The sequence below is a fragment of the Gordonia hankookensis genome, from assembly GCF_014673215.1.
In the GTDB taxonomy this organism is placed as follows: domain Bacteria; phylum Actinomycetota; class Actinomycetes; order Mycobacteriales; family Mycobacteriaceae; genus Gordonia; species Gordonia hankookensis.
The window spans coordinates 135,649-151,830 of the sequence record NZ_JACWMS010000002.1 but is presented as its reverse complement, the minus strand read 5'-3'; the positions used below and the strand labels follow the sequence as shown (position 1 = coordinate 151,830).

Below are 16,182 nucleotides of genomic sequence, written 5' to 3'. Positions count from 1 at the left end.
GTGTCGTCGATGTGCGGGCTCCCGTCCGGTGCGTCAGGCGAGGTGGAAGTACTCCACGAGCTCGGTGCGGATGGTGTCGGGGTTCGCGCCGGGCGTTCCGTCGTCGCCCGGGCGGGTGCCCGGCGGGCGGAAGAACTCCGACATCTGGGCCTGCCAGCGCGCGTTGATCTCGGTGGCCTCCATCGCGGCGGTCGCCGCGGCGAAGTCGTCGGTCTCGAGATAGCCGACCACCATGCCGTCCTCGGGCCGCAGGAACAACGAGTAGTTGTGCCAACCGCTCGCACGCAGGGCGTCGAGCATCTCGGGCCAGACCTCGGTGTGGGCCTCGAGGTAGTCGTCGACCCGCTCGGGACGTAAGTGCAAGAGGAAGCACACCCGCTGTCGGTCGCTCATGACATCTCCTCCGGTCTCCGGGCGAACTGATTTGAAACGTTTCAATTTGTGATGGCGGCAACACTAGACCGGTGGTGTGAGGGAGTCAAGGCGAGGGCGGAGAAAGTGAGGTCGGGAGGCCTCGGTCGCAGGGTGTCGCGGGTCGAACAGCGGACCGCGGGTGCGCTCGGTTCACGCGGGTCGTCGACCACCTGCGTGAGCCGAGCAGACCCGCGTGAACCGAGCAGACCCGCGTGAGCCGAGCAGACCTGCGTGAGCCGAAGGCGGCTGCTCGCAGGGTTGCGGGCGTCTCAGGCGAGGAGACGTCGGCTCAGCTCGGCGATCACCTCGTGTGGCTGCCCGAACAGTTGGGCACTGCCGTGCGCGCGCTTGAAGTAGAGCTGGATGTCGTGTTCGGCCGTGATCCCGATGCCCCCATGGAGCTGGATGCCCTCGCCGGCGACACGTGCGAACGCTTCCGAGCAGTACACATGTGCCGCCGCTGCCAGGTCGTCGGCGGCGGGATCGCCGGTGACGATCGCCGACACGGCAGCCCGGGAAATCGACCGAGCGGTCTCGACCGACGCGTACATGTCTGCCATCCGGTGCTTCAGCGCCTGGAAGGATCCGATGATCCGACCGAACTGCTTGCGAGACTTCGTGTAGTCGACGGTGAGGTCGAGTGCTGCCGCGGCGCCGCCGACCTGCTCGGCCGCCAGCAGAGCCCGTGCGTGGGTGCGTAGCCGGCCGGGCAGGTCCGGGCCCGACGCGATCGTGCCCGCCGGTGCCTCGTCGAAGTCGATCCTCGCGAGGGGTCGACTGGGATCGACCACAGGAAGCGGGGTGACCGTCACCCCGTCGGCGTCGGCGTCCACCGCGTGCAGGGTGGTGCCGTCGCCACTGCCGGCGAGGACGAGCAGGAGATCTGCCGACTCGCCGTCGATCACGTAGTCGGCTGTGCCGGAGAGCAGTCCGCCGTCGGCGTGCACTCCTGGCCGGTCCCATCCGTCGCGGCCCGCCCAACACACCGTCGCAATGCGCTCGCCGGACGCGATGGGCGGCAGCAACCCCGCAATGGCCTCGTCGTCGCCGGAGATGAGGATCGCCGCAGTGGCCAACGCCGTTGCGAAGACGGGTACCGGGCTCAGCGATCGGCCCAGTTCCTCGAGAACGGCCGCTGTCTCGGCGAAGGATGCGCCTGCACCGCCGGCATCTTCCGGGATGGGGAGGGCCGAGACGCCGATCTCCGCGCACAACGTCTGCCAGAGCCCGCGATCGATGCGTGGCGTCGCGCGCATCGCCGCTCGGGCGGACGCGGAGTCGGCGCGGCGGGCCACCAGATCGCGGATGGCCTCGGCGAGCGCCTCGCGCTCCTGCGCCGAGACCGCTGCGGGGGCGATCACATCACTGGTCACAACGACTCCAGTACTCGCTGCCGCAAGACCGCGGGAGTTCCCCACGCGGTGAGCAGCGCACGTGTCTTGGTCAGGTAGAGGGACAGGTCGTGCTCGGTGGTGTAGCCGATGGCCCCCAGCACCTGCAGCGCCCGGCGCGAGGCCAGGTGGGCGGCGTCGCCTGCCGCGACCTTGGCCGCGGCGACGTCCCGACGGATGTCGGTGTCCTCCGGCGCCAGACCGTCGATCCCGAGAGCGGCGGCATGCACAAGCGGTCGTGCCATCTCGATCGCGATCGCGACGTCGGCGAGGTGGTGCTTGACCGCCTGGAAGGAGCCGATGGGACGGCCGAACTGCTTGCGCGCCTGTGCATAGTCGGCGGCGAGGGTGAGCATTGCGCCTGCCATGCCGAGCAGCTGTGCCGCCGCCGCCAGGATCCCGATGTCGATCGCGTCGTCGACGGATACCCCGTCGGCCAGTACCTCGCCCGGGGTCAGCTCGGCGACCATGCGGGTGGGATCCACCGTCGCCACCGGTTCGCCGACGGTGGCGGTGCTGAGCACGCCGTCGCGCACGAGATAGGCGACGTCGGCGACGGGGGCCATCGGCGCGATCGGTGGGATGGCGCAGGTGGCTATCGCGCCCTCGGCCAAGGCGCTCAGACGTTCCCCGGTGATGTTCGCGGCGTGGAACAACACCGGCAGCACCGCGATGGTCTCGATGACCGGTCCGGGCAGGGCGTGGCGTCCGATCTGTTCCATGGCGACGGCCATCTCGATGGCGCCGGCCGAAGAGCCGCCTGACGACTCGTCGATCAGCAGGCCGCTGATCCCGGTCTCGGCCAGGGTGGCGAAGACCTCGGTCGCCGGTTGCGGATCGCCGTCGGCCCACGCGCGGGCGCGCGAGGCGACATCGGCCTTGGTCAGCAGGGCGTCGACCGTGGAGCCCAGGTCGTCGTGCACATCGGAGAGGAGGAATTCCATGGTGTCACCTGTCCCCACGCGGGAGGCCGAGGAGGCGTTCCGCGATGACGTTGCGCTGGATCTCGTTGGTACCGGCGTAGATCGGTCCGGACAGCGAGAAGAGGTAACCGTCCATCCAGTTGTCGTCGAGTTCGGCGTCGACGCCCTGGAGGTCGAGGGCGGTCTCGTGGGTGGCGATGTCCCATTGCGACCAGAACACCTTGTTGATCGACGATTCCATACCCAGCTGGCCGCCGGCGGCGAGGCGGCTGACCGTCTGGTACGTCGAGAGCTCGTAGGCGCGGGCACCGATCCATGCATCGGCAACTCGGGCATCGACATTCGCCGTCGACGGCACCGAATCGCGATTGCGCTTCCACAGATCGACGAGTCGGTCCGTGGCGGCCAGGAAGCGGCCGGGAGAACGCAGCGAGAGCCCGCGCTCGTTGGCCGCGGTGCTCATGGCCACGCGCCAGCCGTTGTCGATCTCACCGATGACGCCGGAGTCACCGGGATCGGCCGGGTCGTCGGGGACGAAGACATCGGAGAGGAAGAGTTCGGCAAAGCCGGGCTCGCCGTCGAGCTGCGCGATCGGCCGTACCGTGACGCCCGGACTGCGCAGGTCGAACATGAAGTAGGTCAGGCCCTTGTGGCGCTTGGCCTCTTTGTCGGTGCGGAACAGGCCGAACGCCCAGTCGGCGAAGCTCGACCGCGAGCTCCAGGTCTTCTGCCCGTTGAGCAGCCATCCGCCGTCGGTGCGGGTCGCCGTCGACCGTAGCGAGGCGAGGTCGCTGCCCGCCTCTGGTTCACTCCACGCCTGGCCCCAGATGTCGTCGGCGCGCGCCATGCGGGGCAGGATGCGGGCGAGCTGGCCGGGGTTGGCATGTTCGAACAAGGTGGGGGCCAGGAGGAAGATACCGTTCTGGCTGACGCGGCCGGGCGCACCCGAGCGGTAGTACTCCTCCTCGAAGATGACCCAGTGCAGCAGGGGGACGTCGCGGCCACCGTATTCCTCGGGCCAGCTCACCACCGACATCCGATCGGTGGCCATCGTTCGTTCCCAATCCCGGTGCGCCTCGAAGCCCTCCGCGGTGTCCATCGACGGGAGTGGCTCGGCGGGAACGTGTTCGGCAAGCCACGAACGCACCTCGGTGCGGAATTCCTCGGCGTCGTCGTCGAAATAGAGATCCATGTCAGCTCCCCGACCCGTTGGATGCCGACGCCCCACTCGCCTTCATCGACTTGGCGTCCATGCCGCCGAGCGAATCACCGCCCGATTCGGAGTTGGCCGCATGCGCGAAGTGATGCCACCCGAACACCGAGTCCATCGAGTTCCGCAGGCCCATCTGGTCCTCGCAGATGTTGACGGCCTTCTTGCTCAGGAAGAGTCCTTGCATCGGCATCGCGATCATCTTCTCGGCGATCGCGTCGACCTTGGCGGACAGTTCATCCCGGGGCACGACGTGGTTGACCATGCCCCACTCGGCGGCCTGCGCTGCGGTGAACCGTTCGCCGGTGAACAGGATCTCCTTCGCACGGCGGGTGCCGAGTGCGTAGGCGTGCGCGAAGTACTCCACACCCGGGATGCCCATGCGGGCAACAGGATCGGAGAAGAAAGCGTCGTCGGAGGCCACGATGAAGTCGCAGATCCACGCGAGCATCAGACCGCCCGCGATGCAGGCGCCGTGCACCTGGGCGATGACCGGCTTGGGCATGTCACGCCAACGGCGGCACATGCCCATGTAGACCTCCATCTCGCGCGCGAGACGCTGATCTGCCCCCGACTTGTCGGTGTGATCCCAATGCAGGGTGGCGACGTTGTCGTAGTACGTGTCGAAGTCGCGTTCGGGCGTACCGATGTCGTGACCGGCCGAGAAGTGCTTGCCATTGGCGCGGAGCACCACGACCTTGACCGCCGCGTCGTCGACGGCCTTGCGGAAGGCCGCATCGAGCGAATACGTCATCACCGAGTTCTGGGCGTTGCGGTAATCGGGCCGGTTCAGCGTCACGTAGGCGACAGCGCCTTCGGGACCGCCGACCTCGTAGGCGACGGGTGTCGAATCCGGCCCGAGGTCGTCGGGGCCGAGTGCGGGCGGGATGACGGCATCACTCATGCCCCGAGCCTAACCTAGCAAGTGCTTGGTTGGTAGTCGGGTGTCGCTCGATCCGGGCAGCGTGGTCGGGGACTCGGTCAACCCACGCGCATGGTTCCGCTACAGGAGGTGCTCGGTATCGCCCACAACGCGTTGCGATTCACTGCGCTGAACGTGACCCGAACCGTTCCGGGCCCGGTGTCGAGCCGGAACGTGGGTCCGCCGACGAACAGCCTGATCTGCGCGGTGTTCACCGCGACGCCCTTCGCGCCGGTCGAGAGGTTGTGCCAGTCGAGGCGTCCGGCCGATTGGTACCCGCCGGTGGGTGTCCAGAAGCTGGAGACGTCGCGGACCGCAGCGGTGACCCGGCCGCGCCCGTTCGGACTCACGAACAGTCGAGCGGTACTGAACGGCTGGTCGACGATGTTGGGACTCACTCCCCAGCATCGGTCGAGCGGCACGACCGTCTCGGCTGACGCGGTCGCGGGCGCCACGGCGCCGAGTCCGATCGCGGCAGTGACGGCGAGGAGGGCGATGGCGAGGCGGAACGGGCGGCGACCGCGCACCGGGGTCAGAGTCGCGGAAGGCGTGGTCGTGAGGTGAGGGAGCTGGGGCATGCCGGGGACGGTAGTCGATGAGCCGATCTGCCCGTTATCGGATGTTTGCGAGTTATGGGAACTGTGATGTTGTCGTGACTGGTGTGTCAGATGAACGGAGGAGCTGAGCTGATTCCCCTATCGCAGCTGTTCGGAGATCCGGTCGGCAGCCGACCGCGTCGCGTCGGCGACGGCGATCAGCTCGGTTGCCGCCATCGTCGTGTTGGGGCAGGCGACGATCGAAGCCACGACGCCACGGTTCGCATCCCTGATCGGAGCGCCGATCGTGACCGCGGCGACGTCGCCGGTCAGCTCGTCAGGGAGGTAGTCGATCACCGACAGTTCGGTCAGCAGGTCGCCGACCTTGGCGCGCAGGCCGTCCGACATCGTGTCGAGTGAGCTCAACGCGTCGACCATGGCGACGTGATCGTCGGTCATCCGCTCGATCGAGTACCCACGCTCGGCGACGACGTCGAGGACCAGTCGTAGTCGCGTCCGTGTGGTCTCCGGAGCCTGGGCGATCCATTCGGCCCGGACCTCCGACGTCTCCCATGCGAGGAACTCGCGGCAGATCGGTGGGCGCAGGCGGATGCGCTGGCCATGCCGGAACCACGGCGATGCGTCTCCGTCGTCGGTGAGGTGATCGGGAACGGCGTGTTCGGACACGGTGATCGAATCGGGTGCGGTGCGTCGGGCGACGAAGCACGGGATCGACAATCGCTCGCTCAGTTCGCGTGCGGCGGTACCCGCCCAGCGACTCAGGTGATCGGCATTGTCGGCAGACCGGGCGAGCGCGACGAATCCCGGACCGATCCCGTAGGTGTTCGACGCCGGGTCCCGGAACATCCAGCCGTGTTCGACGAGCTCGCCCACGATCGCGTGGGCGGTGGCGCGCGACAGCCCGATCTGGCGGACAATCTCAGCAAGCGTCATCGATTGCCTGTCCGGATCGGCGAGGAGTTCGATGATGCTGACGACGCGGGCGGTGGGAGGTGAGGTGCCGGCGCGCGACGGTTGACTCGCGCCAGACGACTCACCTACGGTTTGTGTCACATACTCAATACTGAGTGTCGAATATCCGACATGTCAAGGAGATGGTCAGTGTCGAGCACGGCAGACGCGACAGGCTATCGCGTGCACCACGGGTACGAATTGACCCATCTGGATGCGCTCGAGGCCGAGTCGGTCCACATCATTCGCGAGGTGGCCGCCACCTTCGAGCGCCCGGTACTGCTGTTCTCCGGTGGCAAGGACTCGGTGGTGATGTTCCACCTGGCGCGCAAGGCATTCTGGCCGGCCCCGGTGCCGTTCCCGCTGATGCATGTCGACACCGGACACAATTTCGATGAGGTCATCGATTTCCGTGACCGCGTCGTCGAGCAGACCGGTGTGCGACTGGTGGTGAGCTCCGTCCAGGATGACATCGATGCCGGACGTGTCGTCGAGGACACCGGTCCGGGTACGAGCCGCAACCGGCTGCAGACCACCGCACTCCTTCGTGGCATCACCGAGAATCGCTTCGACGCGGTGTTCGGCGGTGCCCGGCGCGACGAGGAGAAGGCGAGGGCCAAGGAGCGGGTGTTCAGTTTCCGTGACGAGTTCGGTGCCTGGGACCCGCGCGCCCAACGCCCCGAACTCTGGCACCTCTACAACGGCAGACATCACAAGGGCGAACACATCCGGGTGTTCCCGCTGAGCAACTGGACCGAGCTCGACATCTGGCAGTACATCGGCGCCGAACACATCGAACTCCCGCCGATCTACTACGCGCATGAGCGTGAGGTCATCCCGCGCGACGGCATGTTGCTCGCGAACACCCGATTCCTGCAGCAGTACCCGGGGGAGGAGACGCGGACCGAGATGGTCCGCTTCCGTACCGTCGGCGACGCCACCTGCACCGGCTGTGTCCTCAGCGGGGCCGACACCATCGAGAAGGTGGTCGAGGAGATCGAGATCACCCGGGTCACCGAACGGGGTGCCACCCGCGCCGACGACCGCATCTCCGAAGCGGGTATGGAGGATCGGAAGAAGGAGGGGTACTTCTGATGGGCGCCGGGAACGAAGTGAGCGGGCCTGGTGTGATGGGCGCCGGGAACGAAGTGAGCGGGCCTGGTGTGGTGGGCGCCGGGAACGAAGTGAGCGGGCCTGGTGTGGTGGGCGCCGGGAACGAAGTGAGCGGGCCCGGTGTGGTGGGCGCCGGGAACGAAGTGAGCGGGCCCGGTCGGCACGCCAAAGAACTGCTCCGCCTGGCCACCGCCGGATCGGTCGACGACGGCAAGTCGACGCTCATCGGCAGACTGCTCTTCGATTCGAAGAGCATCTTCACCGATCAGCTCGAATCCATCGAGCGCACGAGCGCCGAGCGTGGTGACGAGTATGCGAACCTCGCACTCCTCACCGATGGCCTGCGGGCCGAACGCGAGCAGGGCATCACGATCGACGTCGCCTACCGGTACTTCACCACCCCGAGGCGTAAGTTCATCATCGCCGACACGCCTGGACATGTGCAGTACACGCGCAACATGGTCACCGGCGCCTCGACCTCCGACCTGGCGATGATCCTCATCGACGCCCGCAAAGGGGTGCTGGAACAGACCCGGCGGCACGCGTTCCTCTCCTCACTCCTCGGCATCCCACACCTGACCATCTGCGTGAACAAGATGGACCTCGTCGACTGGTCGCAGGAGCGCTTCGACGAGATCTGCGACGACTTCGTCGCCTTTGCCGCCAAGCTGAACGTCGTCGACCTGACCTTCATCCCGATGTCTGCATTGCAGGGCGACAACGTGGTCGAGCAGTCGGTGAACATGCCGTGGTACGAGGGGCGGCCGTTGCTGAACCACCTCGAGAACGTCTACATCGCCTCGGACCGCAACCTGATCGACGCGCGGATGCCGGTGCAGTACGTCATCCGGCCGCAGCGCAGCGACGGTGCCGACCACCGTGCCTACGCGGGCACGGTGGCCGGCGGCGTGTTCTCGCGAGGCGATGAGATCGTCGTCCTGCCAGGGGGATTCAGCACGACCATCACCGAGATCTGGGGGCCCGGCGGCACCAAGGTGGACGAGGCGTTCGCGACGATGGCGGTGTCGATCGAACTCGCTGACGAGATCGACATCGTGCGTGGCGACATGCTGGCGCGCCCGAACAACCGTCCGTACATCGGCCGTGACCTCGACGCGATGGTGTGCTGGTTCGCCGACGACACCGAACTGCGTCCGGGCAACCGCTATCAGATGATGTGCGGCACACGGGTGACCCGCGCGCAGGTGAGTGGTCTGAACTATCGGCTCGACGTCAACACCCTGCACCGTGACGAGGAGGCGACGAGCCTCGGGCTCAACGAGATCGCGCGGATCACGGTGCACACCCAGCAGCCGGTGATGTTCGACGCCTACCGCAAGAACCGGGAGACCGGCAGCTTCATCCTCATCGACGAGGGGAGCAACAAGACGGTCGCGGCGGGCATGATCACCGCGCCGGTCAGCAACGACAGCCACGTGGTGTGGCAGACCACCAAGGTGTCGCGTGAACAGCGGACGCATCAGGGTGCCACCATCTGGCTCACCGGGCTGTCCGGTTCCGGCAAGTCCTCGTTGGCCGTCGAACTCGAACGCCGACTGGTGGCCGAGGGCCGCCCCGCGTACCTGATGGACGGCGACAACCTCCGGCATGGTCTCAACGTCGACCTCGGATTCTCCGACGACGACCGGCGGGAGAACATCCGCCGAACCAGTGAGGTCGCCGCCCTGTTCGCCGATGCGGGGGCGATCGCGATCGTCTCGCTGATCAGTCCGTTCGCCGAGGAGAGGCAGCGGGCGCGCGAGATCCATGCGCAGCGGCGACTGCCGTTCTTCGAGATCTTCGTCGACACGCCGCTCGAAGTGTGTGAAGAACGTGACCCGAAAGGCCTGTACGCCAAGGCACGTCGTGGCGAGATCAGCCAGTTCACCGGAATCGACTCACCCTACGAACGTCCCGGCCACGCCGACGTGGTGGTGACACCATCGGATGGTTCGCCGGTCGACGTGGCCGAATCGATCATCCGAAACCTGGGACTGTAGGAGAGCGTCTTGTCCACCGATCGTGTGCTCGCCGGTGATCTGGCCACCGCCGCAGGAGAACTGCTCGTCGAGATCCGTGCCACCAGCGGGCTGGCAGGAAAGGAGCTCGGCAAGGCAGGCGATCTCCGGTCCGACGAGTTCATCCTGGCGCGACTGAGGGCCGAGCGGCCGGATGACGCGGTGCTCTCCGAGGAATCAGCCGACGACAAGCAGAGATTGACCGCACCGCGGGTCTGGATCGTCGATCCGGTCGACGGCACAAGGGAATACGGCACCGAAGGTCGCACCGACTGGGCGGTCCACGTCGCGCTGTGGTCGGCGACCGACGGTTTGATCGCGGGTGCGGTGGCACTCCCGGCCCTCGGCGTCACCTATCTCGACGACACCGAACCGGTCACTCCGACCGGCGGACTCGCGGCGGTGCCCGCGGGGGATCGGCCGCGCGTGGTGGTGAGCGCTTCTCGTCCGCCGGCCTTCTCCGCGTCGGTCGCCGACGCCATCGGCGGCGAGGTGCTGGCGATGGGATCTGCCGGTGCCAAGGCCATGGCGGTCGTCCGGGGCGAGGCCGCCGCCTACGTGCACGCGGGCGGCCAGTACGAGTGGGATTCGGCAGCACCCGTTGCGGTCGCCCAGGCGAAAGGCCTGTGGTGCGGTCGGATCGACGGCTCGGAGCTCGTCTACAACCGCGACGACACCTACCTGCCCGACCTGGTGATCTGCCGGCCGGAGCTGAGGGACGCGATCATCGGGATCACCTCTGCCGACGCCTGAGCCTCACCGCTGGGAGTCGACGAGGACCTGCGCGATCGCCTCGAGACCTCGTTGGTCGGCGAGGCCGAATCGATCGGGGACCGGGCTGTCGAGATCGAACACCCCGATCAGTTCCGTCCCGATCAGCGGTATCACCAGCTCGGAGCGACTGGCCGCATCACAGGCGATGTGGTCGGGGACCGCGTGGACGTCGGCGACGCGCTGCGTGGTGCGCGTTCGTGCCGCGGCCCCGCACACTCCGCGATCGAGCGCGATGCGCACACATGCCGGCCGCCCCTGGAACGGGCCGACGACGAGTTCGCTGCCGTCGTAGAAGTAGAACCCGGCCCAGTTGAGTTCGGGAAGCGAATGGAACACCAGCGCCGACAGATTGGCGGCATTCGCGACCAGGTCGGATTCGTCGGCCACCAACGCGCGGGCCACCTCGACGAGTTCGTCGTATCGCGCGTCGATCGACCCCGTGAGGGCAGGGATGTCGAAGCTCATGAACTCAGCGTAGACATCCGCAGGTTCGCGTCGACCGTTCCACCCACGCAGGGTCAGTCGCGGATGATCACGGCAGATCGACCTTGGACGCGAGCCATCGGTCACCGACCTTGTCCATCGTCATCACCACACGGCTGCGGTCGATCCGCGGCTCGGGAGTGGACGCGTTACGCACCGTCTGGTCGATGAACAGGAGCACCACCACCTTGTCGGTGGTCGCCGACTGGATGCCGGATGCGATCACCTTTCCCTGCGCGTCCGCCTTGTTGTCGACGAGCAGCTGACGCAACTGCGCACTCGACTTCGCGTACATGTCCTTGAATCCGCCGGTGGCGCCGCCGAGGACGGTGGCGAAATCCTTGTCGACGCTGTCGGCGCTGACGCTGGTCAGGGACACCGCGTACTGCTCGGCGACCGACTTCGCGGCCATGGCGGCGTTGTCGACGTCGCGAGACTGCTTCCACTCCATGCCGAACCAACCGGCAAGTGCCACCCCGACGATGGCGACCAGAGTGACGACGACGGCGACGACCCGGCGGGTTCGGCGGCCGGTGAGGGCCGCCCGGACCCGCGCACGACGCGTCGGGGATGCGGCGGATTCTTCCTCGTGATCGGAGGCGACCGCTTCGTCGCCTGCGGTGACCTCCGGCGGATCGGAGGTGACCTGTGCCGGATCCGCCACGACGACGTCGTCGTCGGGCGGTGAGGCGGTCGCGGGCTCGCTCGGCGACTCGGGGGACTTCTCGCGGCGCACCGACGGCGCTGCGCCTGCGATCCGCTTCGCCGTGGATCGTGCGGACGGCGGACGCACAGACGAGGACTTGTTCGGTGCCTTGGTCGTCGTGGAGTTCACGATTGTCCTTTCGATCGATCTTCCGGTGGTCAGGGTGTGGACGGTAATGCGGGTCCGGCGAAGGGCAGCGGAATCGATTGCGGCCCAGTCGGTGAGGGGCTCGATCGGGCGTCGGGTGCGGCGCCGGGTGGCGGACCCGCGGTGTCGTCGCCGGGCGGCCGGGGCGCATTCCGGGCACCCCGGATCAGGACCGACGGATCGGGGTTGTTGCAGTACGTGTACAGATAGGGTTCCGGGTGATCGGGCTGTGACGGTGGCAGGCGCGGCAGCCCGTAATCACACGTGTTGCGCGGATAGATGTTCACCGCGGCCCAGATGCCCCCGTCGCGCATGGTGGTGCTCAGTGCGCCGAGGGTGGACCCGTCCCGATCCTTGGGGAAGAAGAATTCGTTGAGAGCCGGGATACGCACGTAGGCCATCTGCGTCACGGTCGCGAGATTGCCGAGGAGTTGCACCATCGTGGGCGCGTTGTCGGCGATGATGGCATCGGTGGCCTTCAGCGCCGCCGGGGTGCGGGCCAGCAGCGTGCGGTAGCCGTTCTGCTTTCGCGCCGCGCCTGCCATCAGATGGCTGAGATCCTTGGACGTCTCGGTGAGGGCCGGTGCTCCCTGGCCAAGGGTGGTCAACACGGTGCGACTCGTCTTCAGCAGGCTCACCGTCTGAGGCAGAACGGAATCGAGGGTGGAGATCAGGAACGTCCCGCCGTCGATGATGTCGGCGAGCCTCTCCGAACCCTGCGACGAGACGCCGAGTTCATGCGTGATGGTCCGCAACTTCTCCGGGTCGATCTGCTCGAGCGTGCCGCTGAGATCGTCGAGGACATTCGCGAGCGGGACCGGGGTGGTGGTCTGGTCCGCCGAGATCACCGTCCCGTCGGCGAGGAACGGACCGGACGACGTGGTCGGACGGAAGTCGAGATACTGTTCGCCCGCCAGCGACAGGCCTGCCACACGGACCTCGCCCTGCACCGGGATCTGGACGCTCGAGTCGATCTCGGCCTGCGCGACGACACCGTCGCGGGTGAGGTCCACCTGCCGCACCCGGCCGACCGGAACGCCGCGGAGTGTGACGTTCTGGCCGGCGAGCAGCCCACCGGATTCCTTGAGCTGCACGCGGACCACGATCGGAGAAGCTGCGGGCGAGCTGTGGAAGACGCCGAACACGAGATACCCGATGCCCAGGATGAGTACGACGAACAGCCCGATGGCGGACAATCCGAGTCGATGTCGCCGGCCCCGGCGGGTGGCCGACACGATGCCGCGAGCCGGGACCTCCAGGAAGCCGGTGCGGAAGGCCGAGGTGGCCGGTGTCGCGAATGACGTGCCTTCGGTTGTCGACGTCATCGCGGCGGCTCCAGCTTCTTGCGCAGCTTCTCCAGGGTGTACGTGATGGTCCCGACGAAGTTCCCGACATCGGTGACGTCGGGTAGTCGGGCCCCCGGGTCGGCCCGGTGTCGGGGGTCGGCCAACGCACCGATGGACAGGTCCTCCAGGTCGGCATTGACGTGCGCCGCTGTGGAATTCGTGATCTTGATGACCGGGGCGAGCAACGAGTTCATCTTGGTCAGGTCTGCCCCGGGTGCCGTCGCGGCGTCGTTGAGTCCCTTCGACAGAGTGTTGAGGTTGGCCATCAGATTCTGTGTCTTGCCGGTGGCGATCGACGGATAGCGCGACAGCTGTGTGCTGATCTGTCCGATCTGATCGACCAGGGTCAGGATCTGATCCGCGTTCGACGAGATGACGTCGAGGGCGGGTCCGCCGGCGGCGAGCGAATCGTTGACCGTCTTCTGCTGCGCCGACAGGGTGGAGACCAGAGCGTCGGTCTGGCGCAGCGCATTACGGATGTCGCCCGATCGTGCGGACAGCGCGGAGATCAACCGGGTCGATCGTGCGATGAGGTCCGACAACTGGTCACCACGATTGCCCACGGTTCGCCCCAGGCCGTTGACGATCTTCGTCAGGTCGCGCAAGACGCCCCCGTTCACCAGCAGCGCCGAGGTGGAGAGGATCTCCTCGACGGTGGTCGCGGCGCCGGTGTCGCGCAGCGAGATCGTGTCACCGTCGCCGAGGTCGGCGGTGTCTGTCGTGAGCGGTTTCGGCGGTTGCAGCGCGACGAAGACGTCGCCGAGCGGAGTGGCCGAGCGCAGTTCGGCTCGGGTGCCGCGTGGCAGCTTCACCTCGTCCGCGACGTGCATGGTCACCACGGCGACGTAGTCGCGCACGGACATACTCTGGACCGAACCCACGTCCGCGCCATTGAGTTTGACCTTCGCCTCCTCGGGAAGGTTCAGCGCGTTCGCGAACTCGGCGTGCAGCGTATAGGTCGCGCCCGATTCGGTCCCCTTCTTGGGCAACGGGAGGTCGGCGAGGCCGACGCCGCAGCCGGCGAGCGTGCACATGCAGAGTGCTGCCACCAACAGCCGGACGATCGTCGAGTACCTCATTGCGGCTTTCCCGCCATCGCTTCGAGCATCCCGTCCATGCCGAAGTCGGGCCCGAAGTCGCGCAGAGTTCCCGTCGAACAGCCGAGTTGACGCATTCCGAGAACGTTGCAGACCTCCTTGACGAGTCGTCCGTCGAAGAAGACCTTCTCGAGTTGGGCATGGACCCGGGCGATGCCTGCCTTCTGGTCGATCGTGTTGTACGCGTTGTCCATCACCAGCGGCGCGACGTCGAGGAACTCCGACAACGATCTCCGGTAGTCCGCGAGCGCGCGTGTGACGGTCGTTGCGCCTGAGACCGTGTCCGCGACGTCGTTGCGACGCTTCTGCATGAGGTCGGTGGCCTCGCCGAGGACCGCGTTGATCTTGGCGCCGGTGGTGCCCCAGCCGATGTTCTGGTCGGCGAACAGGTCCGACATCTTCTGGACCGACGATCCGAATTCGCGGATGGTGGAGTCGTTTCGGGCTGCGGTTGCCGAGAGCGACGACATGTCGTCGACGATGTCGGTGATGGCGTTACGAGTCTGCTCTCCGTGATCGGAGCCCATCGCCAGCGCACGAGACAGCGAGCCCAGGGCCGACCGGATGTCCGGCCCGTTCCCCGACGTCATCGCCGCACTTACGTTCAGCAGGTCGGCGACCGGTCCGCCACCGCGATTGTCGCCCTGTAGTTGGACGGACAGTTTGTCGGCCATGGCCAGCATCCGGTCGACCTCGACCGGGGTCCTGGTCCTGGTCAGGCCCAGGTGGGCGTTGTCCTGGAGTCGGGGGCCGCCCTGATATACGGGGGTGAGTTCCACGTGCCGATCGGTCAGTACCGACGTCGACACCGTCACGGCGGACGCGTCGGCCGGAACCGGTGTATCCGAACTGATGTCCATTGCCACGTCGACGAATCCGGCGTGCGGGGTGATCTTGGTGACCTTGCCGACCGGCATCCCGAGGACTGCGACCGCGTTGCCCTCGTAGAGTCCGGAGGCGTTGTCGAACTGCGCGACGACGGAGATCGTGTGGTCGTCGTCGGTGCACGACCGGGCGACACCGACGACCAGCAAGACCGCCACGGCCAGCAGTGCCACCTTGATGATTCGACCCCGGGTCATCGGCAGTCCTTGAAGTAGGGCGGGAGGTTGGCGAGGTCGGCCTGCTTGGAGATCGCACACATCCACGAATCGATCAGCGGGCCCGTCAGGGAGGTGAAGTCTGTCTCGTTGCCGGTCCCGGTGACGTTCGCGAAGTTCCGGACCGGGACGGGAAGGATCTGCAGCGTGTTGCGCAGCAGATTGTCGTTGCGGCGAAGGCTGTCCAGCAGGCCGTCGAGGTTGGTGACCAAGGTGTCGAGGCCCGACCGGTCGGCGACGACCACCTGGCGGAGCTGATTGGCCAGCACCGTTGTCGAGTTGAGGAGCCGATCGATCATCACCTGTCGGGTCAGCAATGCACGCAACAGATCACGGCCCTGAGTCATGAGCTGGCCGAGACCGGATTCTTGCCTGCGGACGACTGCGGTGAGTTTCTGGGTGCTGGTCAGCAGGGAACCGATCTGTCCCCGGCGATCGGCGAGGATCGTCGACAGACTCTGGATGTTGGTGAGGACTTGCGGGACCAGCTCGGGGGTGCCGTCGAGCTGCCGCGACAACGTGGTCATCGACGTCCCGATCTTCTCGGCATCGACCTGCTCGAAAGTCGTTGTCGCGTTTTGCATGACCTGTTGCAGGTCGTATGGGACAGCCGTGTGGGAGAGGGGGATGAGATCGTCGGACAGCGAGCCGCGACCGGCAGGTGAGAGCTCGATGTACCGGGAGCCGAGCAGCGTCGTCAGCTTGATCGATGCTCGCGTGTCCGATCCCAACGGAACGTCGTCGCCGACCTCCATCGTCACGGTGACGAAGGTGTGGTCGAGCCGGGTGTCCTTGACCGTGCCGACCGGAACGCCTGCGACACTGACCGAATCGCCGGGCGTGAGGCCTGCGGCCTGGGCGAACTGTGCCCGGACCGAGTGCTTGCCGATGCCGGCGGAGCCGATCTTGATCAGCCCGAGGGCCACCACCACGATGGCCAGCAGTGCTACGGCACCGATGATCACCTTGTTCCAGTTCTCGATGGGCTGGGACAACGAGTTGCGGACACGCTGGGTGAAGGATCTCATCG

At 66.8% G+C, this 16,182-nt stretch carries 16 protein-coding genes; 3 read left to right on the top strand and 13 right to left on the bottom strand.

The annotated features are described in order from the left end of the window. Positions 1-33: 33 nt before the first annotated feature. The 7 genes from IDF66_RS08000 to IDF66_RS07970 all read right to left on the bottom strand — a co-directional run bounded on the left by IDF66_RS08000 (position 34) and on the right by IDF66_RS07970 (position 6,470). Positions 34-393 carry an L-rhamnose mutarotase gene (locus IDF66_RS08000; RefSeq protein WP_190266448.1) on the bottom strand — a complete coding sequence of 120 codons (360 nt, stop codon included), beginning with the start codon at positions 391-393 and terminating at the stop codon, positions 34-36. A 290-nt stretch (positions 394-683) separates the two neighbouring features. Next, a complete protein-coding gene (locus IDF66_RS07995; protein WP_190266447.1) occupies positions 684-1,787 on the bottom strand; it encodes an acyl-CoA dehydrogenase family protein in 1,104 nt (367 codons plus the stop codon). Further along, positions 1,784-2,749, bottom strand: coding sequence for an acyl-CoA dehydrogenase family protein (locus IDF66_RS07990; RefSeq protein ID WP_190266446.1), 966 nt, complete (start codon positions 2,747-2,749; stop codon positions 1,784-1,786). The genes IDF66_RS07995 and IDF66_RS07990 overlap by 4 nt, the downstream gene beginning before the upstream one ends. Positions 2,750-2,753: 4 nt before the next feature. Continuing rightward, positions 2,754-3,920 carry an acyl-CoA dehydrogenase family protein gene (locus tag IDF66_RS07985; protein WP_190266445.1) on the bottom strand — a complete coding sequence of 389 codons (1,167 nt, stop codon included), beginning with the start codon at positions 3,918-3,920 and terminating at the stop codon, positions 2,754-2,756. Position 3,921: 1 nt separating this feature from the next. Beyond that, positions 3,922-4,842 carry an enoyl-CoA hydratase gene (locus tag IDF66_RS07980; RefSeq protein WP_190266444.1) on the bottom strand — a complete coding sequence of 307 codons (921 nt, stop codon included), beginning with the start codon at positions 4,840-4,842 and terminating at the stop codon, positions 3,922-3,924. 77 nt (positions 4,843-4,919) lie between these two features. Beyond that, complete coding sequence (locus tag IDF66_RS07975) at positions 4,920-5,438, bottom strand: hypothetical protein (protein ID WP_223309390.1); 519 nt, start codon at positions 5,436-5,438, stop codon at positions 4,920-4,922. 117 nt (positions 5,439-5,555) lie between these two features. Beyond that, positions 5,556-6,470, bottom strand: coding sequence for an IclR family transcriptional regulator (locus IDF66_RS07970; protein WP_190266443.1), 915 nt, complete (start codon positions 6,468-6,470; stop codon positions 5,556-5,558). A gap of 48 nt (positions 6,471-6,518) precedes the next feature. On the opposite strand from IDF66_RS07970, the gene cysD reads away from it, so the two are divergent. The 3 genes from cysD to IDF66_RS07955 all read left to right on the top strand — a co-directional run bounded on the left by cysD (position 6,519) and on the right by IDF66_RS07955 (position 10,252). Then, on the top strand, positions 6,519-7,463 hold the full coding sequence (cysD, locus tag IDF66_RS07965; protein WP_317628625.1) for a sulfate adenylyltransferase subunit CysD: 945 nt from the start codon (positions 6,519-6,521) through the stop codon (positions 7,461-7,463). A gap of 143 nt (positions 7,464-7,606) precedes the next feature. Next, the gene (gene cysC, locus IDF66_RS07960) at positions 7,607-9,481 is read left to right on the top strand and encodes an adenylyl-sulfate kinase (protein ID WP_387999261.1); all 1,875 of its coding nucleotides are present in this window, start codon (positions 7,607-7,609) and stop codon (positions 9,479-9,481) included. Positions 9,482-9,490: 9 nt separating this feature from the next. Further along, entirely contained in the window at positions 9,491-10,252 is a 762-nt protein-coding gene (locus tag IDF66_RS07955) for a 3'(2'),5'-bisphosphate nucleotidase CysQ (protein WP_190266441.1), read from the top strand. Between the two features lie 3 nt (positions 10,253-10,255). On the opposite strand, the gene IDF66_RS07950 is transcribed toward IDF66_RS07955, so the two are convergent. The 6 genes from IDF66_RS07950 to IDF66_RS07925 form a co-directional block, all read right to left on the bottom strand. After that, the gene (locus IDF66_RS07950) at positions 10,256-10,738 is read right to left on the bottom strand and encodes a GAF domain-containing protein (protein WP_190266440.1); all 483 of its coding nucleotides are present in this window, start codon (positions 10,736-10,738) and stop codon (positions 10,256-10,258) included. Positions 10,739-10,805: 67 nt separating this feature from the next. Further along, entirely contained in the window at positions 10,806-11,591 is a 786-nt protein-coding gene (locus IDF66_RS07945; RefSeq protein ID WP_190266439.1) for a hypothetical protein, read from the bottom strand. A gap of 29 nt (positions 11,592-11,620) precedes the next feature. Continuing rightward, complete coding sequence (locus tag IDF66_RS07940) at positions 11,621-12,934, bottom strand: MlaD family protein (protein ID WP_190266438.1); 1,314 nt, start codon at positions 12,932-12,934, stop codon at positions 11,621-11,623. Continuing rightward, positions 12,931-14,034, bottom strand: a complete 1,104-nt coding sequence (locus tag IDF66_RS07935) for an MlaD family protein (protein ID WP_190266437.1) — start codon at positions 14,032-14,034, stop codon at positions 12,931-12,933. Before IDF66_RS07935 ends, IDF66_RS07940 begins: the two co-directional genes overlap by 4 nt. Beyond that, the gene (locus tag IDF66_RS07930) at positions 14,031-15,134 is read right to left on the bottom strand and encodes an MCE family protein (protein ID WP_164307347.1); all 1,104 of its coding nucleotides are present in this window, start codon (positions 15,132-15,134) and stop codon (positions 14,031-14,033) included. The genes IDF66_RS07935 and IDF66_RS07930 overlap by 4 nt, the downstream gene beginning before the upstream one ends. Continuing rightward, positions 15,131-16,180 (bottom strand): MCE family protein, encoded by a 1,050-nt coding sequence (locus tag IDF66_RS07925; RefSeq protein WP_190266436.1) that lies wholly within the window; start codon positions 16,178-16,180, stop codon positions 15,131-15,133. The genes IDF66_RS07930 and IDF66_RS07925 overlap by 4 nt, the downstream gene beginning before the upstream one ends. Positions 16,181-16,182: the final 2 nt, after the last annotated feature.

What these genes read in the sequence shown, in the direction of transcription:
- IDF66_RS08000 (WP_190266448.1), bottom strand. Translation starts at nt 393, where the DNA reads ATGAGCGACCGACAGCGGGTGTGCTTCCTCTTGCACTTACGTCCCGAG.
- IDF66_RS07990 (WP_190266446.1), bottom strand. Translation starts at nt 2,749, where the DNA reads ATGGAATTCCTCCTCTCCGATGTGCACGACGACCTGGGCTCCACGGTC.
- IDF66_RS07985 (WP_190266445.1), bottom strand. Translation starts at nt 3,920, where the DNA reads ATGGATCTCTATTTCGACGACGACGCCGAGGAATTCCGCACCGAGGTG.
- IDF66_RS07980 (WP_190266444.1), bottom strand. Translation starts at nt 4,842, where the DNA reads ATGAGTGATGCCGTCATCCCGCCCGCACTCGGCCCCGACGACCTCGGG.
- IDF66_RS07975 (WP_223309390.1), bottom strand. Translation starts at nt 5,438, where the DNA reads ATGCCCCAGCTCCCTCACCTCACGACCACGCCTTCCGCGACTCTGACC.
- IDF66_RS07950 (WP_190266440.1), bottom strand. Translation starts at nt 10,738, where the DNA reads ATGAGCTTCGACATCCCTGCCCTCACGGGGTCGATCGACGCGCGATAC.
- IDF66_RS07940 (WP_190266438.1), bottom strand. Translation starts at nt 12,934, where the DNA reads ATGACGTCGACAACCGAAGGCACGTCATTCGCGACACCGGCCACCTCG.
- IDF66_RS07935 (WP_190266437.1), bottom strand. Translation starts at nt 14,034, where the DNA reads ATGAGGTACTCGACGATCGTCCGGCTGTTGGTGGCAGCACTCTGCATG.
- IDF66_RS07930 (WP_164307347.1), bottom strand. Translation starts at nt 15,134, where the DNA reads ATGACCCGGGGTCGAATCATCAAGGTGGCACTGCTGGCCGTGGCGGTC.
- IDF66_RS07925 (WP_190266436.1), bottom strand. Translation starts at nt 16,180, where the DNA reads ATGAGATCCTTCACCCAGCGTGTCCGCAACTCGTTGTCCCAGCCCATC.